We start from the raw sequence: 24,122 nt of genomic DNA on the forward strand, positions 1-24,122 counted from the left end.
ATTACGGCTGTAACTGAATATCTAAACGTAAAAAGCCTCTTTATCTTCTCTGATTCCTGGATGCGCTTCCATAATATCTTCAACTAAATCTACGCCCAGACCAGGCCGATCGGATAAAACTAAACTTCCATCTTTGATGTTCAAAGGATGATCAATGACCTCATCGCGCCAAGAAACGTCATTAAACATAAATTCCTGCTTAAAAAAGTTAGGTACGGACGCACAAACATGCGCACTAGCTAATGTAGACAGCGGGCCGTTCGGATTGTGAGGTGCTAATAAGACGTTGTATGTTTCGGCCATCGTCGCAATTCTCTTCATCTCTGAAGGCCCACCGCAGCGGGTAATATCCGGCATGATAATATCACTTAGCTGTCTTTCTAAAATGGGCCGGAAACCATATCGTGTATAATGACGTTCTCCTACACAAATTGACACCCCAGGATGCAAACGGTCTCTTATCGCTTGAAGTGTTTCTGCACTTTCAGGTCCTGCAGGTTCTTCATACCAGGTTATATTCAAATCAGCCAGACGTTCAGCCATGTTGATAGCTGTCTTCATATTTAACATGGCGTGGGTCTCTATCATCATGTCCATATCATCCCCCACCGCGTCGCGAACCGCTTTGCTTACATCATGGGCCCGCCGTTGAAGTTCTGGAGTAAGAGAAAGGTTTGATGATAAATCATCACCATAAAAATAATTTGTATGTGCAAATGGGTCAAACTTCAGACCGTTGAATCCAGCCTCTTTAACCAGTTTCGCCTGCTGAGCATAGTCTTCTGCATTATGCCCCCCGCCAGTAAACCAGTAATTCGCGTACAGTGGAATCTCGGTGCGGAACGCCCCTCCCAGTAATTCATAGCAAGGCACTCCCAGTACTTTTCCTTTTAAATCCAGAAGGGCCATATCAATACCACTAATCGCACACATGCTTGCACCGTATGGACCAACCCAATTTAAATCACGGTATAATTTCGTCCAAATAAAGTCAGTTTTCATTGGATCCAGCCCAATAATCCGTTCACCCGCATGCTTAGCTGCCGCTTCCACAATTGGGCTGCCCGGCCAATTTGTAGCCTCTCCAACACCCGTGTATCCTTCATCGGTATAAATTTTTATCATCGTCCAATTGTATTTGACACCTTCTACCAGCCAAACATTAACATCTGTAATTTTCATGTGTTACCTCCAAATAGCTTTTATTCGTTCACTTTCTTCAGACAGCTTCTATACCTCCTCCGCTAATCCATATTTTTGCTTTAATAAGTCAACTTTATCTAATGCTCTCGTAAACAATAAATTAATTACTAATGCCATGCTGCTTCCGATAAATAATGTAATTGGGAATACATAAACAACTAAAATCATGGCTGCTGTAACTGCTAAAGCTATCATAGCAATGTGAAACTGAGAGATAGATACTAAAAAAGCGTATCTTATCGTGTAAAAACTATTCACGTGGTCATTACGCGATAATGCAGGAAAAATAAAAACAGTAGTTAATAAATAAATAAGTGTAAAAGATATTAATAGAATCAATACCATATTTTCAAAATTATTTAATTTGGGTAAGACGTAAAAGAAACCAGTTAAAGGTATTAATCCTAAGCCTAAAAAGATGACACCAACTTTTTGGCTGGAAAAGAAATATCGTTTAAACTCTGTAATGAAAGGGCGAATAACATCTTCTTCTCCTGTGTTCTTCCAATAATTGATCACCCCGAACATTGCTGTTGCTGAAGCTGGAATGGTTACCACTGGTAATGAAAAAACCAGCCAAAGCAGATTTAAAAACAAGTAATTCACAACAGTTCCAAAAGTTTCATGCAAGTTTTTTAAAAGGGTCATCTTCCCCACCTCCATTATCCCTTTACGACCACATCAAACGACATATTTATGATATGTCTGTCCTAGGGCGTAAAACTCCGTCCTTCTCCATCTCTGCCGTAATTAATTCCTGCAGAAGCTGGTATTTTACAGACTCCATGGATTTTGATTTCCATAAATTATTCATTTGATCAGGATCTTTCTCCAAATCATACAGTTCACCATAGGCTCGATTATGATAGACTACTAGTTTATATTGCTTTGTAATAAAGGTTTTTTGCATAAAGGAACTTTCTGTCGGCCGGAATTCCACAGTTGTCCAGCTCCTCTTTTCCTTCGTGCAGTCTTTCCATGTTTCTGTTTGATTTACACCTTGAATACCAGGTTCAGGCTCACTGCCTGCAGCTTTCAGAAATGTAATTCCAAGGTCAACCAGGCTTTGCAGTGCATCACTTCTGCTCCCAGGTGTTTTACAATCAGGATGAGATACTACCAGCGGGATCTTTTGAATGTCCTCATAAGCAGGCAGCCCTTTCCACCACAATCCGTGGTTTCCCATATAGTCACCATGGTCTGAAGTAAATACAATTAACGTTTCATCGATTAAACCCGTTTCTTCCAAGTGGTCTAATATTCTGCCAATATGATGATCCATTTGGCTGATCATTCCATAATACTTCTTCATAATTTCCTTCTGCTTTTCATCGTCCATGAAGGGTAGTGCGGTTACACAGGGAGCAGCCATTCCATTAACATTCAATTCTGGTTCATCTGCATACATCTTTCCATCGGCTAAATTTTTATAGTAAGGAGGTTTGTTTTCCATCTCACCTTCTTTGAGACCGTAAACAGGTACATCACTCTTTTCATACATACTTGCCCATGGTTCCGGCACTACCCATGGATTATGCGGATCCTGAAAACTGGACCATAAGAAGAAGGGAGACTCTTTCTGATCGGCTAGATTAATGGCTTCAATGGTTTCATCAGCTGTCCACTTCGAGTTCGAGAATTCCTCAGGAAGATTCCAGGTGCCAAAGTCACTGGATTCTCCGCTGCCGAAATAATCTTCCGTATTAATCCCTTGCTCCTCCAGCCATAATCCATAGTGCCCGCCAGCTGCATGGTTCTCATTGCTATGTCCAATTGCAAGTTTCGTATAATCAAACCCATAATATGGGCCATCCCATTTCTGGAATAATTCACGGTCAAATATATTTGGTGCTGCTTCAAAATTTCCCGGAGTCAAACAAGACATAAAATGACCTTTGCCAATCAAGCCTGTAAAATATCCTTTTTCAGAAAGCTTTTCAGGGATGGTTGGATAATTTTCCGGCAAACTTGTTCCTATCGTGTTACACCCGTGTTTAGAGGGATAATGGCCGGTTAATACAGAAACCCTGGTTGGTGTACAAACCGGACTGCATGTGTATCCCCTGTCAAATGCAATTCCTCTCTTTTTCAGCCGTTCTATATTCGGAGTTTTAACTAATGGATTTTGATAACTGATTGCATCCCAGCGCTGCTGATCGCTGGTAATCAACAATATATTCATAACTATCATTCTCCTTTATCTTTTTAAAAGATATTTTGCAACTTGCCATATTTAAACTGCAAATTCTCTTATAGTGATAAGGATTAATCTGACAGTTCAGGCACCAGGCCTTTATTGACCTCAAGCATCTCATCAAGCAACTGTCCCGGACTGCAATCACAATCCCTGAAACTAGGGTCTGCTGCGATAGCCCCAATTGCTGCTTCGCGGCTTTTTTCCAAAGTAGCAATTACACTTAACTCATGGATTGAAACATGCTGTCTTAACCATGATTCAAAGAACTTCGGCAGAGGCTTTTCCGGATTAATAAGTTCAATTTTATCTTTAGAAACCATAGACGGCAGCTCAACAATTGCATCCTCAGGAAGACTTGGTATTTTTTGATTATTTGGCAGATTCCCTGACAAATACAAATACGGTTCTATTTCTCCTGACAGTGCCTGCATCACCAAGAAGTGCTGTTCACTGTCTTCATTTTGCAAGAACACATCAATAGCTTCCTCATTATCCAAAGCTGCGGCTTCATCACGCTGGACTTTTCGAAGCTCTTTGATTACTAAATTCTCTCTTTCCAATGAATTGGTAAAGGTATGATTGAACATTCGGTGATTTGCATAGGGGGTATAGTCAAAGTTATGCCACATTCCGTGCCCGATTAAGTACCCCAGCTCCTGAAATAATTTCCATTGCGTATATTCCTTTTCTTTCCACAGCTTCACCTTTTCTTCCGGTAAATCCTTTAATACATTTAAAAGGTTTCTGCCATTTCTTTGATCAACAGCTTTTTGTACGACATGGAAATGGTTAATTCCTGCAACTGCAATATCAATTTCTTCTGCTGGAGTATCTGTAAGTTCTCCAATAAAACCTCTGACAAGGGTTGTCCCGTGACAATGACCAACAAAACGCTGATATCCAGTTGCTTTTATAACACCATATACCAGCCTTGACATAGGGTTTCCTGTTGTGTGAACCCAGGCACCGTCTGCATGTTTCTTTACATCTTCAACAATATCGACCATTAAAGGCAAGTGACGTAAAGTCGCCATAAGGGCACCCGGAGAAGCAGTTTCCCCCTCAACCAGATTAATGCCATGGTTCTTCATTACAAAGAAGGTTCTTAACATTGCGTCCGGGAAATCAATTGCATAGGATACCAGAACATGATCTGCATTTTTAATTGCTTCCACTCTATCCTGATAAAATGAATAGCGGAAATTTCTGCCAGAATGTTTATTTAACCGCGTTGTAAGTTGTTCCATTGCCTCTAATGCTTCCGGTCTGATATCCATCATTCGAATATGATAATCATCATGGCTTGCATTTTGGTATAAAGACCTCAGAAATGGCAGTGTAAACTGACTGCCTGCCCCTATAATAGAAATATCCATAAAACCACTCCTGTTCTAATTGTTTTAAATTGATTATTATTTTGGAACTATAGTTAATAATTAAAAGTTTAGTAGGTTACCAGCTGCGAAAATATTATTCTTGCTGAAAGAAAAATTTAAAAAATTAGATCGGGACTTCTTTGCCCGCTTTTAACCAAAGGGGCATCTTTAATGACAGGTGCATTTTCTCCGGCTTCAACCATTCGATTGATTATTTGTGCTTTAAGCTGCTCCCTAATTTCACTAAATCCTTCATGACCAGCCAGATTGGTCAATTCATAAGGGTCTGACTCCAGATCATATAGATACTTTTCAATATAAATATCGGAACTAGAATCATCCCACCCATCTTTATCAGGTGCCTCAATAGCATACTTCCACCGTTTAGTGCGAATTGCCCTACCTACCTGAGTTTCACTTATTTGCACCAGCACTTCTTCCGGCCACTCATTATCCTCATTTCGCAGCAAAGGTACAATAGACCTTCCCTGCATTTGAGGTGGAACCGTAATACCTGCAGCATCCAATAATGTTGGAGGAAAATCAATTAAACTTATCATTTGATTAAGACGTTTGCCGTTTTCAAACCCAGGACCTGTAATCGCCGTTGGAACCCGAATAGAACTATCATGTGCAGAACGTTTATATTCACTGTTTCTGGTTTTGAAATGATTAGCATGGTCTGAAGTAAACAAAACGATTGTGTCATCTGATAGATTCAGACTTTTCAATGCATCATGCAATCTGCCTAAAGCCTCGTCTAACCGCTTAACCATCCCATAATACCCAGGCAGCTGCTGGTAAGACGTACCTCCCAGTGCTGCTAAGTCAGGTGGAGTAAACCGGGAAACATAATTTTCAGCATAGCCATCAGGTGCAGGATAATCATCACTGTGATTTTGATGATGTGGTTCGATATATGACAAAAATAGAAAAAAGGGATTGTCTTTATGCTCATCTATATAGCGGATGGCTGCATCAGTCAGCGCATCAACGCGATAACCAGGTAATTCCACTTTTTCGTTCGCATTATTATATAGTTCTGTGTGATAGGCATCTGAAGTAAATTCCAAGACATTGGAGGCCAGCCAATTTTGATATCCGCCCCGATTAGGTTCGGTAACCGGATTTTCACTTGCAAGATGCCATTTTCCTATATAAGCAGTGTCATAACCACTTTCATTAAAGTATTGCGCTAGAGTCTTACTATCTTTAGGGAGGGGTATTCCATTTCTATAACATCCTGAAGCAGTTGCATACAACCCTGTTTGAAAACATGACCTTGCCGGGCCACATACAGGCTGGCATGTAAATGAATTCTGTACATGTGTACCCTTTTGTGCCATACGGTCAAAATTCGGAGTCAAGTTTAAAGGGTTGCCATGAACGCCTGTCGTATCCCATCTTTGCTGATCTGTAAAAAAAACGATTACATTTGGCTGTTTCTTATTTGATTTCACCATTTCCTTCAACCTTTCGTCATTTGTACTTTTACTAGCTGCACTTAAATTGCGAGATGAAATTTACTGTCCCACCTAATGAAGTGCTCAGGAAAAGCTAAAGCTTTGAATGGAACAGGTAAGTTGATAATCCTCCATCTAAATACAATTCTTCTCCTGTCATCATCTCAGAATCATTCGAAGCTAAATAAACAGCTAATTTGCCTATATCTTCTGGTTGGCATATTCGATTTGCAGCATGCATTTGCATTATTTCATTATTTGCCTTCTCTGGATCATCTTTATCCTGCAGCCATTTTTGATGATGAGGTGTATCAGTAAAACCTGGGCAAATTGAATTTACTCTTATTCCAAACTCAGCTAAACTAACAGCCATGCCCCTTGTAAGTCCGTTAATTCCCGCTTTAGTTGCTGCATAAATTTCAGCATGTGGTATCGTGGCCTTAGCATGATTGGAAGATATATTGATAATGGACCCATTATTTTGCTTTTTCATTAATGGGGTTACATATTTACTTACAAGGAAAACACTGCGCAAGTTAATATTCATTAATTCATCCCATAATTCAACGCCAGCTTCTTCCATCGGTTTTATAATCGTAATTCCTGCATTATTCACTAATGTATCTATTTCACCGAAATTATCATTAACTTCCTTCACCATCTGGGTGATGCTGTTAACATCGCTGACATCGGTTTGTATAAAAAATGCCTTTCCTCCATTCATGTTAATTTGTTCAGCCGTGTTTCTTCCCTCTTCCTTATCAATAGTTGCTATAACAACAATTGCACCTTCTCTGGCAAAAACTTCAGCAATTCCTTTTCCGATTCCACGCCCGGATCCCGTAATAATTGCTACTTGGTTATTCAATCTCATTTTTCCACCCCTGGATTAATAAATATAATATTTATTTCTTGAGTGATAGACTAATCATTAGTCGAGACAGATAATATGCATTAGCCAATTTCAATTTCTTTGAGATGTTTTCCGCAGCTCTCTCGTACTACAATCTCAGTTGGACATGTTATTTTTAATGGCACTGTCCTTCCATTAATCCTATCCAGCAGCATTCTTACGCCAATTCTGCCCATTTCCTGTGTATGTACTTTAACTGTGGTAAGCGGCGTACTAGCATACTTGGCCATTTCTATATCATCAAATCCTACAATTGCAACTTCTTCCGGCACGCTTACTTCAGCCTCCTGCAAAGCCCTCAGAGCACCGATTGTCATTGGATCACTTGCAATAAAGAAAGCCTCTGGCAAAGACTCGCGTTCTAAAGCTTTCTTCATTAGCTCATACCCCTGAGTCACAGTAAAATCGCCGCTATAAATATCATCCTCACGATATAAGCCTTCCTGTTTCATTCTATTCTCAAAGGTAGTATGTCTTAAATCTTCCAAACGGCGTTGTTCATGTGCATAATACTCTGTTTGAATACCCCCTATGTAACCAATTCTTTTATATCCATTCTCAAAAAAATGATTTAAAACTTTATTTGTAGCTCTCTCAAAATCTATAACCACTGAATCATATTTTTCTTCATCCGGAGAGTGGTCAATGTATATAATGTTTTCTGTATTAAAATTATCTATGATTTCCTCATTTAATTTTCCAACTATGATTAATCCGTCCTTTTCACCACTAAACTGATCATTATTACGATTATTCATCCGATATAATTCAGTGGCAGAAATCCCTCTTGCAACACATTCATTTTCAATCCCCTGTCTAATCGAAAGAAAGTAAGGATCACTCACTTCTTCCTCTAGAGAGTTGCATAATAGGATGCCGATTTTTAAACTGTTTTCACTAACTGCCTGCTGTTCCTTTTTTCGTTTATTAACAGTTTTATATTTCAGACTTTCTGCAACACGCAAAATTCTTTCGCGTGTTTCTACTGCAACTGATAATGTTTCATCATTGTTAAGCACACGAGAAACGGTAGATGCTGAAACGTCTGAACGTAGAGCAATATCTTTTATAGTAGCCATTTTATGTTCCCTCACTATTCAGTTTTTTGTTTATTTTCACTAAACATTTACTATTTAGAAACTATAGTAACAGATTAATAAAACGCTTTCAACAGTTATTTTCTATTATTTTTCAATATTTTAGTAAATTTAAAATGTTTTATTCAAAATCAATAGTAAAAGTTTACTTATTTTTACTATAATAAATTACTTGAACCGCCAGATTTTTAGGAAAATATTTAGAAAAATTATAGAAACATTAAATAAAAAAGTTTGATTATTTCACCAATAAATAATAGAATATACTTAATTAAATTAATTAATAAATTGAATTTGCATCTATTCATTTAACAATAGGAGGAATTTATGGCTAAATCTGAACTAATCCAAGAATTTCATAAAGTATTTAACAATGATGATATATCAGTCTGCTCCTTCGCCCCTGGCCGCATCAACCTGATCGGCGAACACACAGACTATAATGGAGGGCACGTCTTCCCTGCTTCCATCTCTTTTGGAACCTACGCATTGGGGCTTAAAAGGAGCGATCAGAAATTTCGTTTCCACTCAATAAATTTTCCGGATGCAGGGATAATCGAGTGTAATCTGGCCGATTTATTCTGCAATCCAGAACATGACTGGGCAAACTATCCGAAAGGAATGATCCAATATTTTAAAAATGCCGGGCATGAGATCTCTCAAGGTGCTGACATTCTCTACTATGGAAATATCCCGAATGGTGCCGGACTTTCCTCCTCTGCCTCCATTGAAATGGCGACAGGTGTTTTGCTTGCGAGCCTATTTAATTTAAAAATTGACCAGCTTGAGCTTGTGAAGCTTGGACAAAAGGTAGAAAATGAATATATTGGCGTTAACAGTGGTATTATGGATCAGTTTGCGATCGGAATGGGCAAGAAAAATCATGCAATTCTATTAAACTGCGATACCCTGGAGTACCGCTATGCTCCAATTATGCTTGAAAATCATGCGATTATCATCATCAATACAAACAAACAGCGAATACTGGCAGGTTCCAAATATAATGAACGCCGCACCCAGTGTGATCAGGCTCTGGCTGATTTGCAGACAAAACTCGTTATTACCAGTCTTGGACAGCTGACAGCGGAAGAATTTGAAAAGCATCAGCACCTTATTAAAAGTGATGTAAATCTTAGACGCGCCAGACATGCCGTTTACGAAAATGCCCGTACATTAGAAGCGCTTGAAAAGTTAAAACAAGGTGACCTTAATGGTTTCGGAAAGCTTATGAATGAATCTCACCTCTCCCTCCAGCATGATTATGAAGTTACTGGACTTGAGCTCGACACCATTGTTCAGGCTGCCTGGGAACAGGATGGCGTCATTGGTGCGCGCATGACCGGCGCAGGTTTTGGCGGGTGTGCTATTGCAATTGTTGAAAAGGAAAAGGTAGATAAATTTAAGAAAAACGTGAACAGCACTTACTTGGAAAAAATCGGTTATCAGCCAACATTTTATACCGCAGAAATTGGTGATGGCGCAAAACAAATTACGGAAGGTGTGGTTAAATGAGTGTGTTAGTTTTAGGTGGAGCAGGTTATATTGGCTCACATGCTGTATATCAGCTGATTGACCAGGGTGAAAATGTCATTGTCGTTGATAATCTTGAAACGGGTCATAAAGAGGCAATTCACCCTGAAGCAGTATTCTATCAGGGCGACATCCGTGAAATTGATTTTTTACGCAGCGTTTTTGAAAAAGAATCCATCGATGCGGTGATCCATTTTGCTGCATACTCACTAGTTGGCGAATCGATGGAGAAACCGCTCAAGTATTTTGATAACAATGTTTACGGTACTCAAGTATTACTTCAGGCAATGGTTGAACACGACGTGAAAAATATCGTCTTCTCATCCACTGCAGCAACATACGGAGAACCTGAATCTGTCCCAATTACAGAGAAGATGCCGGCAAATCCAACCAGCACATACGGCGAAACAAAGCTGACAATGGAAAAGCTGATGAAATGGACGGAGCAGGCACATGGCATCCGCTATATTTCACTTAGATACTTTAACGTAGCTGGTGCGAGAGAATCGGCAGAAATCGGCGAAGACCATCACCCCGAGACACATCTGGTCCCGATCATTTTACAGGCCGCACTTGGCCAGCGATCCCATATAACAATTTTCGGTGAAGATTATGACACACCTGACGGCACATGCATCCGTGATTATGTTCATGTGGAGGATCTTATTCAGGCACATCTGCTTGCACTTGATTATCTGAAAAATGGCGGGGAAAGTGATATTTTCAATCTGGGAAGCAATCAGGGTTTTTCCGTGAAAGAGATGATTGATGCAGCACGTGAGGTTACATGTAAAGAAATACCTGTAAAATCAGGTGAACGACGTGCCGGTGACCCGAGCACACTTATCGCAAGTGCAGAAAAGGCTAAGCGTGTACTTGGCTGGAATCCGGCACGTACTTCCATCGAACAAATTATAAAAGATGCCTGGAACTGGCACGCTTCCCATCCTCACGGCTACGGAAAGGACGTGGAGAATGATGATATATGAGCATATAGCCGGGCTCATTCAAAAAGCAATTGATGCAGAACTGATTGAACCGGCAGATTATATTTATGTTCAAAACCAGGTAATGAACCACTTGAATTTGCAAGCTTTCCCTGAGGAAGTTGATCATAGCACAAATGACTCAATTCCAAACCTGCTCGAAAAAATAGTGGATTATGCGGTGAAAAATGACGTTATAGAAGATGTCCTTGATGAAAAGGAAATTCTATCAGCAACTATCATGAATTGTTTTGTTGCCCGTCCATCCGCGATTAATAAAACTTTTAATGAAAAATATAAAAAATCTCCGAAAGCAGCAACCGACTATTTTTACAATCTAAGTAAAAACAGCAATTACATCCAGATGAACCGGATTCAGAAAAATATCCATTTCAAGGCTGAGACTGCATACGGAGAATTGGACATTACGATCAACCTTTCAAAACCGGAGAAAGACCCGGAGCAAATCAAGCGTGAACGTGAAATGAAGCAAACACTGGATTATCCGAAGTGTCTATTATGTATGGAAAATGAAGGCTATACCGGAAGAACAGGTCATCCGGCTCGAGCAAACCACCGCATTATCCAGGTGCCATTGCTTGATGAAAACTGGTACCTGCAATATTCACCGTACGTTTACTATAATGAGCACAGCATTCTGCTTTCGGAAGAACATCGTGACATGAAAATTATTAAACAAACGTTTGATCAATTATTAACTTTCACAGAAAAATTCCCGCATTACTTTATCGGTTCCAATGCTGATTTGCCGATTGTCGGCGGTTCGATTTTAAGTCATGACCATTACCAGGCAGGCCGTTATGAGTTTGCGATGACCAATGCAGGAAGTGATTTTGATTTTACATTGGATCGATTTGCGGATGTTTCTGCATCTGTATTAAAGTGGCCGCTGTCAGTTATAAGGCTTAATAGTAAAAATAAGGATGCATTATTGAATGCTGCTGACCATGTTTTGCAATCATGGAAAAACTATTCCGATGAACTGGCGGATATAAAAGCTTTCACAGGCGATACACCACACAATACGATCACGCCAATTGCCAGAAAGCGTAGTACAGAGTACGAGCTGGATCTCGTTCTGCGGAATAACCGGACATCAGAAGAGCATCCGCTGGGAATCTTCCACCCGCATGCTGATGTACATCATATAAAAAAGGAGAATATTGGTTTAATTGAAGTTATGGGGCTCGCTGTTCTTCCTGCAAGATTGAAAGATGAACTGGCAGAAATAAAAAGCTATTTATTAGGTGAATCGGGTAAGGTTGCAGCATATCATCAGGAGTGGGCAGAGCAGATGAAGGTGGATTATGGCATTATTTCGGATTATAAGCAAGCAGATATTATTGTAGAGAAAGAACTTGGTAAAAAATTCGCTAGAGTACTTGAGGATGCTGGAGTATTTAAACAAGATGAGCATGGGAAGACTGCAATAAAACGATTTATAAAAACTATAAACACATAAATGGATTAGTATGCGATGGATGGAGATGTTTTTTAACTAGGCTCAAATCCCATCGTATTCTATTAGCTTCTAAGATTAGATCTTCAGAGAAAAACTCCTATTTTAATAAAAAATTAATGGTTGGATCATTTGTATCCAGCTATTTTTTCTTTTAAAAAGCTGCTGTATCTCGGAAATCCAGTAATATTGCGTCCTCCCTCCACACCTGCCGAACAGCAAAATCCCAGTTGAAGAATCATGTGTATTTAAAAATCTCACAGCAAACCAGTCCGAGTACACATTCCCAGACATTCCAGTTTGAATGGTCTTTAGTTTGAGAGGCTGAAGGGAAAAGTTGAGCTTTGATTGTATGGGATAGGTTTGAGTAAGTTTTGGTGGATATCCGCGCGACTGGCATTAAAAGTCGCGCGTGGCTGCCCCAAAGTCGCGCGACAACTATGTAAAGTCGCGCGAACCCAGTTCAAACTCGCGCAATCGTCTTACATTTTATGGTTGTTGCGCGACTTTCCGGATGGTTCGCGCGAATTCGAGAGGTTCTCGCGCGACTTTCCAGCAACGTCGCTCGTCACTGCATGCACATTAACCCAGAGTCTCCACTAGTCAGTCATACCGCATAACGAGCCCTTCCTAGGCGGGTACCATCAAACCTCTAAAACAAGACCATCATATGAACAGTTCACACCAATGTTTTGCAAAACTTCACACAGTTCTTCATGCGGCGGACAATGCTGATGTGAAAAATGGGTTGCATAAATCGTTGTTGTTTCCGTAATAGCATGAATATCCCGCATTTTATCAATCATTGCTTTCATATCATTCAAATTTAAATGAACATTGCTTGTTTCCAGGTTCAATCCCCTTGTACACTCGATAACTAGCGCATCCAATTTAAGATTTTTCAAAACTTCCCATGCTTCTTCTTCGTAAGTTGCGGTGTCAGAAGCAATTAGTATTTTTCCTTTTCCATCATCAATAATGTAGTTAACCGCATCCCCGACAGCAGGAAAGTGTTTTGCTTTAACCGTATTGATTTTGTACTCAGATAAATCCACACGATCGAATGGTAATATCGGGTACCGCTGCAACTCCATACCGGCATCTGTTGGGCTATAGGAGTTAAGCAAGGTCATAACCGAGGGTGGTGCTACTAATATTAATTGAGGCAATTCAGTTTGCTTATGCATTCTTCTTGCACGCATACCCAGATTTTGTACAAATATGTGATCCAGATGACTATGTGTAATCAATGCGTATCTCATATTTATTAAATTGACATCGTGCATTGCACATGCCGCAAATAAGTCCGGTCCCATATCTACCAATAGATCATCGTTGATTAAGTACGTGCTTCGCTTTCTAATGTTACGCCCAAGGAACTTGCGAGAGTGCGTACACGTTGGGCAGTCACAATATGGCATCGGGATTCCTTCTGCAGCAGCAGTTCCTAAAAACGTAATCTTCATTGAATGCACAGCCCCTTTTTATTCAAGTGATGATTCATTCTTCAGCCAGCCATTCTATAATTTAACCGCTCTTCCACTTTCACTAGCTTTATAGGCTGCCAGTCCAACCTCCATAGCCTTCAATCCATCATACCCTGTAATCGAAGGTTCCCTGCCATGTTCAACACAATTTATAAAGTCCTGAATCAGACCCAGGTTCATATCATTCCCGTAGAATACATGGTTCAATGATTTATTGCCGCTTGCAAACAACCTGAAGTGTTCCTGCAGGGCATCCGCTTTTACAGTCTGCTTTGTTCCAATTACCTCAATTGTTACATCACCCCATGTTGGATATTCCGAAAATTTGGACCAGCTTGCATCATGTGTTGCGATAACACCATTTTCAAACTCTAATGTAAGGATTCCTGCATCATCAATATCTATATCATGAAAATATGAATCAACGATTGCATAGACTTCCGTTATTTCTTTGCCTAAATACCAGCGCATGATATCAACCATATGCACGGTATGATCTAAAACGGCACCACCGCCGGATTGCTGTTTGTCAATAAACCAGCCACCTGGATTTTGACCGCGGTTTGTTGTGCGGAAGGCAACAATATCACCAAGTTCACCGTTGCTGATCATTTCCTTTAACTGCTGAATTGGTGAACTGAATCTTACGGGAAAGGCAATTTGTAATATAACTCCATTATCCTCGCATGCCTGAATCATTTCTTCAGCATCTTCAACTGTTGTAGCAATCGGCTTTTCACAAAGGATATGTTTCTTGGCCTTAGCAGCATTTATAACCATTTCTTTATGCCGAATATTCTCACTGCATATAATAACGGCATCCATTTCTTCAGCTAAAAAAGAAGACTGTTCAGCAAAATGCTTTGTATTATATTTTTCAGCTGCTTTTTCCCCTCTTTCAACATCATCATCAAATACCCCGGCTATCTCTGCACCCGGTAATTTCAGTAAACTATTAGCATAGCTGTATGCATGCATATGGGCGAAGCTCATCATACCAATTTTCATTACACTGTACCTCCTTCCACTATTTTTTTATATTTATTTAAACAAGTGATTAGCTCCTGGTCCACCTTATGGGCAGATGCAATTATCGAACTTGCATTATACGTCAATGGAAGAGAAGTAAAATGATTTGGTTTAATTGGGCTCATTTCTTTACTATTAAATTCAATGATCTTTTTGATACCGCTCCAATCAAACTCGATGCTTTCATGATCAGAAAATGTATATTCCAAATGTGCCATTGTACCGCCACTGAAATTCACCATTAGAATAGTATGGTGTGGCAAATCGTCATGATTTGAATGTTTAACCACCACATTTTGCGGTTTGCCAAATAATGAAGCCAATACATATAAGTCACTTGCTATGACGGACTTATCTGCCTCCTGATTCACTACCCTCTTAAAACGAAAAACACCTTTTTGACCTTGTTCCTTTGCAGCAATCTCACGCAGTTTTTTGAAAAACGAATAGTTCTCCAAATCAAAGTAAACCCACAAACCTTCCCTATCCAGATATCCATCCTTTAAAAAAAGTGAAGGTATAATGGTGTCTTGATTTGCTTTTAAAATTATATCAGTATCCTGATCCACAGCTGATACGATAAAGGTTTCCGTTTCATTAGCTAAACCTTGCTTTAACTGATCAACCGAATTCAGTACAACAACTTTTTCATAGGTTGTTCTCAAATCAATTTTATCAAGCCTGCTAATTATAATCGTTGCCATCTTCACTGCCTCCTAGTTCATTAAACTCTCTAAAAATTTATATATACTTCCGGTTACAGGTATATTTCTTTCTTCGTACCCGCTGATTCATATACTGCATGCAGCATTCTCATAACTTGCAGTCCATCGCTTACAGGAGCCATCGTCTCCTTCCCTTCCAAACAGCATTCAACAAAATGGTTAATCTCATTTGTAAAAGCCTTGGCAAAGTCAAAACCTAATTTATCGATTTGTGGGGTAACATTTAAAATTGTATTATTTTTCTCTGTAACCATTGCCAGTTCCGGTTCAATTTCTGCACCGCCTTTGTCCCCGAAAAGCTTCACATTCACTTCATCCTTCTTAGCCTGAAGTGTAAAGCTTACATCAACATAAAGGGAAGCTCCATTTTCAAAACGTATCAATGCATTTGTTAAATCCTCCACGTCATTCAATGCTGCATCATAATCGGCCGCTTTATAAAAGGAAAGATTTTCAATATGAGAACGGTTGCCCAGCTTCGAATAAGTATTACCGCTAACTGAAACAGGCCGTGGTTTCCCCATTAAGTACCAGCAAATATCAATCATATGAACACCAAGATCGATTAACGGGCCACCCCCGGATTTAGTAATATCACTAAACCATCCACCTGGATTTCCCAGCCTCCTTAAACAGGATGCCTTTGCATAATAGATTTCACCAAATTCATTGTTATCAATAAATGACTTTAGAAGTTTAGCGTTATCTCCATGACGCCTCACAAAACCAACCTGTAAAATCTTGCCGGACTTTTCAACTGCTGCTTCTACAGCTAAAGCTTCTTCTACATTCATGCTTAATGGTTTTTCTACTAATACATGCTTTCCTGCCTCTAATGCTGCAATAGCAATTTCAGCATGTGTGTTATTCCATGTACAAATGCTCACAGCGTCAATTTCCTTGTTTTTCAGAAGTTCATTATAATCACGATACAGCTCCGAAACTCCATATAATTTACCTTTTTCCTCTAATCTCTGCACATTTATATCACATAATGCCGCTAACTTTACATCATCATTTTTCAAATATGGCTCAATGTGAGATTTTGAGATAGATCCTACTCCAATAACACCGATTTTTAACATAGTGCCAGCCCCTTTCTGCTATTTTACTTTGCCCTTTTCCTTTGCTTGCTGCCGGGTTTTTCATTTTGCTTCTCAAAAATCAACCCGATTTTAGTCAAGATAAATGTGATCACTGTTGCGAAAATTACAATCCCATAAAATCCGGCACCTATCCCAATACCAACACCACCCACAAAAAAGATCATGGAGGCAGATGTTAATCCTTTTACCTGTAAACCATCCTTTAAAATAACCCCTGCTCCCAAAAAGCCTAATCCCGAAACAATTTGTGCCGCGAGACGCATTGGATCCATTCTCGTGCCAATGAGAGGATTACTAAAACTATCCACACTATGGATGGAAACAATTGTTATTAATGTACAGGCCACCGCTACATAGGTATACGTCTTTAACCCAGCTGGTTTATGCTTTGATGATCGATCCCAGCCAATTAAAAATCCCAGCAATGCACTTATCAAAACTTGAAAATAAACTTCATATTCAATAAAAAACACTCTGAAATATTCCACGTTTAATTTCCCCTGTCTATTTATCCACCATCTTTCTTACAGCTAAAGCTTTTTCCGGATAATCTGTAAATATTGCTGAACAGCCATCTTCCAAAAGCTCCTTTATTCTCTCTTCATGATTAACGGTGTACACCCTGACTGGAAAACCCCTTCGCTCCGCTTCCTTAATCATCACCCTATCGGTTTTCGGGCTGTGTGTATGAAGGCCTTTTGCTCCAATATTCGCTGCATAATTCCAAGGTTCATATAATTTCTCCAAATATAAAATGGCACATTCTATCTTCGGATTTAATTCATTTATTTTTTTTAGGGAATAATGATCAAAAGTAGAAATAATGATGCGATCTGCCAGATTAAAAGATTCAATTTCATTAAGAACTAACTCTTCAAGGCAGGGCAGATCCACTGTTACATTTTTAAGTTCAATATTTAGGATAAGATCATTACTCTGCATCCAGGTAAACACCTCTTTAAGAACAGGAATTCTTTCGCCTTGAAATCTTTCATGGAACCAGGCGCCAGCATCCAATCTCTGCAGTTCCTCTAATGTGTAATCCCTGACAAATCCTGTACCATTGGTAGTTCTGCCAACGGTATGGTCATGTATAACAACTAATTCATCATCTTTTGTCAATTGCACATCCAGTTCAATACCTTCTGCACCGACCCTGACTGCCTCTTTATATGCAGCGAATGTATTCTCCGGGTGTGTGCCGGAACTTCCCCTATGCGCAAAAATTATTGTCATGTTTTGTAAAACCCCTTTTGTTTTCCTGAAAGTTTTTTAAGTTCATTTAAAGAGATGCCACTTTACTTCACATTTGACAACTCTTTGTTAGTTTCCAGATTTATGCCAAATATAAAACGCTGAATAGCCTTTGCTACCCCATCGTTTTCATTCGTATCTGTTATCACATCAGCAGCTTGCTTTAATTGATCATCAGCGTTGCCCATGGCTACACCCAATCCTGCAGACTGAATAAGTCTTAAATCATTCAGATTATCTCCAATCGCCATTACATTTTCCATTTCAACGCCTAAGTACTCACAAACTTTTCGAACGCCGCTTTCTTTGGTAATTCCCTTTAGTGAAAATTCCATATTTGAAATGGAGGATCTTGTAACTTCTATTGATGGTGAATTTTCAACTTGTGTTCTCAACTGATCCATTACCTGATGCTCATTGTGGCGAATACCAAACTTCATCCAGTCACGTTTAAACATTTCCTCCGTCCATGTTCCAGGACCTGTTAGACTTTCCACACTATAGCCCCAGTAAGAAGCTTTTGCTTTTATTGCCAAATTGTGCAATTCTCTAATATCATCCTTGCTGATATAGTATCTATCTAAGAGCTGCCCCGGCTTCTTCCATACTTCCGCGCCGTTGACAAGTACCATCGGTGTATCCAATTCTAATTCGTCACGGAATTCTCCAATTTTTTGGAGACCGCGGCCAGTGGCAAAAATAACAATAACTCCTGCCTCCGCCGCTTTGGAAATCCAATGCTTTGTTACATCTGTAATTCTTTTATCTCTTGTTAGTAATGTTTCATCTAAATCAATTGCTAACAAACGGTAGTTAACCATTCTGACTTTTCTCTCCTTTATTGATTCCCTGCAAAAAACCACTCCATCATTCCTTCAGATATTATGCAGTCTCTGCTTGTTCATATTTTGAAAAAGTTTTAGATGCTCCCCACATGAGGATATATGCAGTGACACTTCCACCAAAGAAAAACAATAATGCAGGAAGTGTAACAAACGTTAAATAATGAATAAAAAGAATTCCAACACCTAACACAATCGTCAATAGCGGGTGAATTATACCGATAATTGCCGGCCATTTAATATATTGAAACGTCTTTAAATTAAAATGGACAAAGATTGGAAACAAATATAGCAGAATAATAAAGTAGATAAAGAATATAGCCAGAACACCGAAGCTTGCGACAAAGTAAACTGTATTTTCCTGTGCCCATAATATTTGCAGTTCGGCGAATAAGACATAACCTATTAATAATAGAATGTACCCAACAACATTAGCTTTCTTGAACTCAATACGATACGATTTCCAAAAGGTTTTGAATATCGGTATATCCTCATCTTCCATCATCCACTTCCTTACTACAGCAAACATAGCTGCAGTGGCTGGAAACAAACCTAAAATACCTAAGCCTAAGATTGTAAAGGCCACCCATAATAAATTCACATAAGCCAATCTGGTAATCCAAACACTAAAATTGTAAAAGCCATTTACAAAACCGTTCACTCCTCACCCCTCCTGATGATTGGTTCTCAATCTATTCTTTAACAGACCCGATCAGTACACCTTTAACAAAAAATCGCTGCAGGAATGGATAGACAATTAAAAGAGGCAATGACGACACAATGATAACTGCATATTTTACAAGTCCAGCTGTTTTCACTTGGTTTACTAATGACTCCGCCAAGCCTGCGCCGCCTTCCATCCCTTCTCCGCCGATTTCATTAACAATCAGAATTTCTCTAAGTATCAGCTGCAGTGGATATAAATTAGAATCTGACAAATAGATTAATGCTGTAAAGTATTGATTCCATAAACTAACTGCATGGAATAGTGCCATTACCGCAATAATCGGCAGGGATAAGGGCAGGACAATCTTGCGGAAAATATAAAAGTCTGAAGCCCCATCTATTTTCGACGCTTCCACCAGCTGATCGGGTATACTTTGCTGGAAGAAGGCCCGCGCCACAAGAATAGACCATGCGCCAACAACGTTAGGTATGACAATTGCCCATATTGTATCTACCATTCCTAATGATTTGATTACTAAATACGTAGGAATCAATCCGCCATTGAAAAGCATTGTAAAAAGAATGAACCATAAAATAAGTTTTTTGGCCATCATTTCCTTTCTGGATAATGCATAGGCACATGGAAGCAATATAACTAAGTGAATAATCGTTCCCAGAATTGTATAGAAAATTGTATTTCTGTACCCCAGCCATATCGCATCATTATTAAAAACCAGTTTAAATCCTTCAAATGTAATATCTACAGGCCATAACCACATTTCCCCAGAGCTGACTGCTGCGGGATCACTAATGGATGCACTAATTACAAAGATCAGCGGATAAATAATAACAATAACAATAAGAAATACAAAGAATGTATTTAGTTTATCAAAGGCTTTATCAGATAGGCCGCGTTGTTTATTCATATATTCCAACCCCTTACCATAAGCTATTTTCACTCGTTTTTCTGGCAATCTGATTTATCGTTACCAGCAAAATGATGTTGATGACTGAATCAAATAAGCCAATAGCTGCTGCAAAACTATACTGTCCTTCCAACAACCCTGTTTGATAAACAAATGTTTGTATAATATCGGAGGTTTCAGAGTTCAAAGTGTTTTGCATTAATAATACTTTTTCAAAGCCAATGGACATGAATTTTCCAATATTCAGGATAAATAGAACAACAATTGTAGGCAATATTGATGGAATATTAATATTCATAATCCGTTGGAGTCTTGTTGCCCCATCAACTTTTGCAGCTTCATGCAATTCCGGATTGACACCTGCCAAAGCAGCTAAATAAATAATGGTTCCCCACCCTAATGATTGCCACTCTCCAGACCAAACATAGATATGTCTAAACCAATCCGGGTCTGTTAAAAACGGTACCGATTCTCCTCCCAGTGCCATAATCACATGGTTTAATAAACCTGTAATCGGATCTAAGAACGCTACTAGCATACCTACCACAACTACGACCGAAATAAAGTGGGGTGCATATGTAAGTGTCTGTGACCATTTTTTAAAGGGCCCATTTCTAAGTTCATTTAACATTAGAGCAAAAATAATTGGTAAAGGGAATAATAATAGTTGATATAGATTAATAATGAGCGTATTTTTCAATAGTCTCCAAAAATAGTAGGAATCAAAGAATCTTGTAAAATGATCAAAACCCGCCCATGGACTCCCTAATATTCCTTCAGTAGCATAAAAGTCCTTAAAGGCAATTTGAACACCATACATTGGAATATAATGAAAGATGATAAAATATGTAAGAGCAGGTAAAAGGAAAACGTATAATTGCCAACTCTTCAGAAAGTTTTTCTTTGTTAGATGTAATCGGTTCTTTTTAATAGCTGGATTTCCCCCTGCTTTTTTTTGCCGCATTGAGCAACCTCCCTTTAAAAAAGATGGTATACGGGAAGAACTATTTATATCCTCCCGTATACATAACTGTTAATCGCACGATATGAATCTAGTTACTCAGATATCTTTCATATGCTGCTTTTTCAATTTCCATATATTCTTCTAATCCCATATCTTTTATAGTTTTTACGTATTTATCCCATTCAGAGAAAGAGATATTTCCAGTAATGAATTTATCCTGCATTTCATCTACATATTTTTCAATATCTGCTGAGAGTGCTGCCATTCTCTTGCTTTCATCTTGGGTATATGTGAACTTTGGTAAAATTTCCTCGATTATATATGGTTCAAGTTTTTCAGCTGCTTCAAGAGATGAAGGATAAGACTCGGCTCCTTTGAAGAAATCCTCCTTAACAATGCCAGGATATCCTCCACCAAGCCAGGTGATATGATCCTTCAAAGCTTGTTCGAGCGTCAGACCATCAGGGTTGTTTTTAATTTCATCTACATAATCAATTGTGCCATCTTCTTTTTCTTCATATGTTTCTCCTTCTACACCCATAAAGAACAGCTTTGTTCCTTCATCACTATAGAAATAGTCCATCCATCTAAGTGTAGCTGCCACATTTTCATTTGCATTTGTAACAACAAATCCACCCATATGTGCTAAAGGTGATCCTATATCGGTATACTTACGGTGTCCATCAGGTCCTTCCAGAGGAAGCATACCAACAAAATTTCCACCTGCTTCCGTACCATAAGTCGTTTCCGCACTTGTTACTACTGCCCCTCCATACAGACCCTCTGAGCCAAGGGCATAACTCTGAGTTGCATCTATCGTGTAGATGCTTTCATGAATTAATCCTTCACTATACAGTTTATTCATATATTCAAGTAACTCTTTGTAATTGTCCGATATTGGGAAAAATCGCATCTCTTTCGATTCAGGGTCTATATCGGTGTATAGATGCTGTCTGCCATTATGATTAATTCCAAAAGATCCAGCTAAAAATTGTCTTAACCCGCCTATTGATGTACCGCCAAATGGAATCTCATCCGCTTCACCGTTTTCATTTAGATCTGTTTCTTTTACGGCTTTAAGATACTCATAAAATTCATCCGTTGTTTCAGGGATTTCCATTCCGAGCTGTTCAAGCCAGTCTTCCCTGATCCATGGTTTGGAACCTATCAGTAATGATGGAAATTCAGGATCATATATTGTAGGAAGTGCATAAATATTTCCATCAGGGAAAGTAATCCCTTTCTTGATATCTGGATATTCTTCTAATATCTTCGTTAGGTTAGGCATATGTTCTTCAATTAAATCATTAAGCTTAAGAAAAACACCTTGTTCACCATATTTAATCAAATCATTATTAGGCATGTAACCTGTATAAAAGACATCTGGATAACTCCCACTTGCTAAAGCCAGGTTTCGTTTCTCTTCCAACCCTTCCTTAGGCATCATTTCCCACTCAATTTCAATGTTGGTCATATCCTGATACTTTTTCCAAACAGTTACCTCATTATAGTCACTTGCAGTTGTTGGAGCCTTTCCTGCCATGAAATGCAGGGAAATCGGTTCTTCAACAATAGGCAGACCGGATTCCGTCAGGTTCTCTTCTGCTTTCTTCGCTGCTTCTTCACTATTCTCTTTACTTTCATCATCACTGCAAGCTGCAAGTACTAGAAATATTGTTGTTACAAATAATAAAAATAATTTGTTTAATTTCACTAATAACCCTCCCTAATTATAATTACCTTCTAAATAAACCCTTCCAGTTCCATTGATTCGTTTCGTATGTACTATCACCCCCCTTAATTCCTAATCCAACTCTGATGTCCTGCCTAGACATACATCACTCTACGCATTCATTTAAATAAACAGGTTGATTCATTTCCATTGATTTTATAGCTGCTAATGAAATTCTTACTGCTTCATAAGCATCACCCGGGGTCAGGATAGGCTCCTCGTCATTTTCAATACACGCTGCAAAATGTGCCAGTTCCTCATAATATGGACTTACTAGTGCAGGACTGACAGGTATAATGCCAGTATCTTTATCGGATTGATCATTTGTAACTACTGTAACTAAATGATTTTCCTTGGAACTATCAAATTCCATCTTCCCTTTATCACCAGTAAATTCAAATTTAGTTGCAAATTTTTCGTGTGACCAGCTTCCTTCTACCTGTGCTGTGACACCGTTTTCAAAATATAAAGTAACAAGCGCACATTCTTTTTTTGGGTATTTATGTCTGTGAAGGCTTTTCGCATTTACACTTTTCACGTCCCCAAAGCACCATCTCAAAAAATCAAAATCATGAATGATCAGATCCAGTATAAGACCACCACTGCGCTGCTTGTTTGAATACCAATCATTCCAGGATTCGGGAAAACGGCTATTACGTGTCATTCTTACAAATTCTGGTTTCCCTATTATTCCAGAATCAACAATATCCTTAGCCTGCTTGTATTCCGGAAAAAATCGCACAACATGACCAACAAAGAGTTTCACATTATTTTCCCTACAAACATCTAAAATTTCTTTGGAATCTTCCAATGTTCTTGCTAACGGTTTTTCACAAATAATATGCTTACCTAGTACTGCTGCTTTCTTAGCATACTCTTTATGTAAAAAAGTTGGGAGACAAATATCAACTGCATCTATTCCATCAAGCTTCGCTATAGCTTCTTCAAATGTTGAAAAAAACTGTAATTGATTGTTTTCCGGAAATTCCGGTTGACCAATATCAACAACCCCAGCAAGTTTTACGTTTTTCATTTTCTGATACGCCCGAATATGAGTTTTCCCCATTGTCCCAGCACCCAGCACAAGTACGGATAACATTTCCCCACTCCCATATAGAATTAAAAACTTTATTTTCTGTTTTTTTC

General features: G+C 38.9%; 22 protein-coding genes. 3 read left to right on the forward strand and 19 right to left on the reverse strand.

Annotation, left to right across the window (positions count from 1 at the left end; genetic code table 11):
* Positions 1 to 21: 21 nt before the first annotated feature.
* From CIL03_RS11520 to CIL03_RS11550, 7 genes are all read right to left on the reverse strand, one after another.
* Positions 22 to 1,182: a mandelate racemase/muconate lactonizing enzyme family protein gene (locus tag CIL03_RS11520; RefSeq protein WP_094886013.1), complete on the reverse strand. Its 1,161-nt coding sequence runs from the start codon at positions 1,180 to 1,182 to the stop codon at positions 22 to 24.
* Between the two features lie 48 nt (positions 1,183 to 1,230).
* Positions 1,231 to 1,851 carry a YesL family protein gene (locus CIL03_RS11525; RefSeq protein ID WP_165767945.1) on the reverse strand — a complete coding sequence of 207 codons (621 nt, stop codon included), beginning with the start codon at positions 1,849 to 1,851 and terminating at the stop codon, positions 1,231 to 1,233.
* A gap of 46 nt (positions 1,852 to 1,897) precedes the next feature.
* A complete protein-coding gene (locus tag CIL03_RS11530; protein ID WP_165767946.1) occupies positions 1,898 to 3,385 on the reverse strand; it encodes a sulfatase-like hydrolase/transferase in 1,488 nt (495 codons plus the stop codon).
* A gap of 83 nt (positions 3,386 to 3,468) precedes the next feature.
* Positions 3,469 to 4,776 carry a family 4 glycosyl hydrolase gene (locus CIL03_RS11535; RefSeq protein ID WP_094886016.1) on the reverse strand — a complete coding sequence of 436 codons (1,308 nt, stop codon included), beginning with the start codon at positions 4,774 to 4,776 and terminating at the stop codon, positions 3,469 to 3,471.
* 116 nt (positions 4,777 to 4,892) lie between these two features.
* On the reverse strand, positions 4,893 to 6,239 hold the full coding sequence (locus tag CIL03_RS11540; RefSeq protein ID WP_094886017.1) for a sulfatase family protein: 1,347 nt from the start codon (positions 6,237 to 6,239) through the stop codon (positions 4,893 to 4,895).
* Between the two features lie 94 nt (positions 6,240 to 6,333).
* A complete protein-coding gene (locus CIL03_RS11545) occupies positions 6,334 to 7,113 on the reverse strand; it encodes an SDR family NAD(P)-dependent oxidoreductase (RefSeq protein WP_094886018.1) in 780 nt (259 codons plus the stop codon).
* Positions 7,114 to 7,193: 80 nt separating this feature from the next.
* Positions 7,194 to 8,231, reverse strand: a complete 1,038-nt coding sequence (locus tag CIL03_RS11550; protein WP_094886019.1) for a LacI family DNA-binding transcriptional regulator — start codon at positions 8,229 to 8,231, stop codon at positions 7,194 to 7,196.
* Between the two features lie 345 nt (positions 8,232 to 8,576).
* Here CIL03_RS11550 and CIL03_RS11555 point away from each other — a divergent pair, with 345 nt between their 5' ends.
* The 3 genes from CIL03_RS11555 to galT are packed head-to-tail and all read left to right on the forward strand — an operon-like array spanning position 8,577 to position 12,248.
* Positions 8,577 to 9,761 (forward strand): galactokinase, encoded by a 1,185-nt coding sequence (locus tag CIL03_RS11555; protein ID WP_094886020.1) that lies wholly within the window; start codon positions 8,577 to 8,579, stop codon positions 9,759 to 9,761.
* Complete coding sequence (gene galE / locus CIL03_RS11560) at positions 9,758 to 10,768, forward strand: UDP-glucose 4-epimerase GalE (protein WP_094886021.1); 1,011 nt, start codon at positions 9,758 to 9,760, stop codon at positions 10,766 to 10,768. Before CIL03_RS11555 ends, galE begins: the two co-directional genes overlap by 4 nt.
* A complete protein-coding gene (gene galT, locus CIL03_RS11565) occupies positions 10,758 to 12,248 on the forward strand; it encodes a UDP-glucose--hexose-1-phosphate uridylyltransferase (RefSeq protein ID WP_094886022.1) in 1,491 nt (496 codons plus the stop codon). Before galE ends, galT begins: the two co-directional genes overlap by 11 nt.
* 641 nt (positions 12,249 to 12,889) lie before the next feature.
* Here galT and CIL03_RS11570 read toward each other — a convergent pair.
* The 12 genes from CIL03_RS11570 to CIL03_RS11625 all read right to left on the reverse strand — a co-directional run bounded on the left by CIL03_RS11570 (position 12,890) and on the right by CIL03_RS11625 (position 24,075).
* The gene (locus CIL03_RS11570; RefSeq protein WP_094886023.1) at positions 12,890 to 13,711 is read right to left on the reverse strand and encodes an MBL fold metallo-hydrolase; all 822 of its coding nucleotides are present in this window, start codon (positions 13,709 to 13,711) and stop codon (positions 12,890 to 12,892) included.
* Between the two features lie 54 nt (positions 13,712 to 13,765).
* Positions 13,766 to 14,740: a Gfo/Idh/MocA family protein gene (locus CIL03_RS11575; RefSeq protein ID WP_094886024.1), complete on the reverse strand. Its 975-nt coding sequence runs from the start codon at positions 14,738 to 14,740 to the stop codon at positions 13,766 to 13,768.
* Positions 14,740 to 15,465, reverse strand: a complete 726-nt coding sequence (locus tag CIL03_RS11580) for a hypothetical protein (protein ID WP_094886025.1) — start codon at positions 15,463 to 15,465, stop codon at positions 14,740 to 14,742. Before CIL03_RS11580 ends, CIL03_RS11575 begins: the two co-directional genes overlap by 1 nt.
* A gap of 53 nt (positions 15,466 to 15,518) precedes the next feature.
* Positions 15,519 to 16,571, reverse strand: a complete 1,053-nt coding sequence (locus CIL03_RS11585) for a Gfo/Idh/MocA family protein (RefSeq protein ID WP_094886026.1) — start codon at positions 16,569 to 16,571, stop codon at positions 15,519 to 15,521.
* A gap of 23 nt (positions 16,572 to 16,594) precedes the next feature.
* Positions 16,595 to 17,080: an MgtC/SapB family protein gene (locus tag CIL03_RS11590; RefSeq protein ID WP_094886027.1), complete on the reverse strand. Its 486-nt coding sequence runs from the start codon at positions 17,078 to 17,080 to the stop codon at positions 16,595 to 16,597.
* Positions 17,081 to 17,096: 16 nt separating this feature from the next.
* On the reverse strand, positions 17,097 to 17,828 hold the full coding sequence (locus CIL03_RS11595) for a glycerophosphodiester phosphodiesterase (protein ID WP_094886028.1): 732 nt from the start codon (positions 17,826 to 17,828) through the stop codon (positions 17,097 to 17,099).
* A 62-nt stretch (positions 17,829 to 17,890) separates the two neighbouring features.
* The gene (locus tag CIL03_RS11600) at positions 17,891 to 18,667 is read right to left on the reverse strand and encodes a Cof-type HAD-IIB family hydrolase (RefSeq protein WP_094886029.1); all 777 of its coding nucleotides are present in this window, start codon (positions 18,665 to 18,667) and stop codon (positions 17,891 to 17,893) included.
* A 61-nt stretch (positions 18,668 to 18,728) separates the two neighbouring features.
* Positions 18,729 to 19,349 (reverse strand): YesL family protein, encoded by a 621-nt coding sequence (locus tag CIL03_RS11605; RefSeq protein ID WP_094886030.1) that lies wholly within the window; start codon positions 19,347 to 19,349, stop codon positions 18,729 to 18,731.
* 31 nt (positions 19,350 to 19,380) lie between these two features.
* The gene (locus CIL03_RS11610; RefSeq protein WP_094886031.1) at positions 19,381 to 20,280 is read right to left on the reverse strand and encodes a carbohydrate ABC transporter permease; all 900 of its coding nucleotides are present in this window, start codon (positions 20,278 to 20,280) and stop codon (positions 19,381 to 19,383) included.
* A 13-nt stretch (positions 20,281 to 20,293) separates the two neighbouring features.
* Positions 20,294 to 21,244, reverse strand: coding sequence for an ABC transporter permease (locus CIL03_RS11615; RefSeq protein ID WP_094886032.1), 951 nt, complete (start codon positions 21,242 to 21,244; stop codon positions 20,294 to 20,296).
* Between the two features lie 88 nt (positions 21,245 to 21,332).
* Positions 21,333 to 22,958, reverse strand: coding sequence for an extracellular solute-binding protein (locus CIL03_RS11620; protein WP_094886033.1), 1,626 nt, complete (start codon positions 22,956 to 22,958; stop codon positions 21,333 to 21,335).
* Positions 22,959 to 23,082: 124 nt separating this feature from the next.
* The gene (locus CIL03_RS11625; RefSeq protein ID WP_094886034.1) at positions 23,083 to 24,075 is read right to left on the reverse strand and encodes a Gfo/Idh/MocA family protein; all 993 of its coding nucleotides are present in this window, start codon (positions 24,073 to 24,075) and stop codon (positions 23,083 to 23,085) included.
* Positions 24,076 to 24,122 lie beyond the last annotated feature (47 nt).

The organism is Virgibacillus indicus (genome assembly GCF_002266285.1).
GTDB classification, from domain to species: domain Bacteria; phylum Bacillota; class Bacilli; order Bacillales; family Amphibacillaceae; genus Virgibacillus_K; species Virgibacillus_K indicus.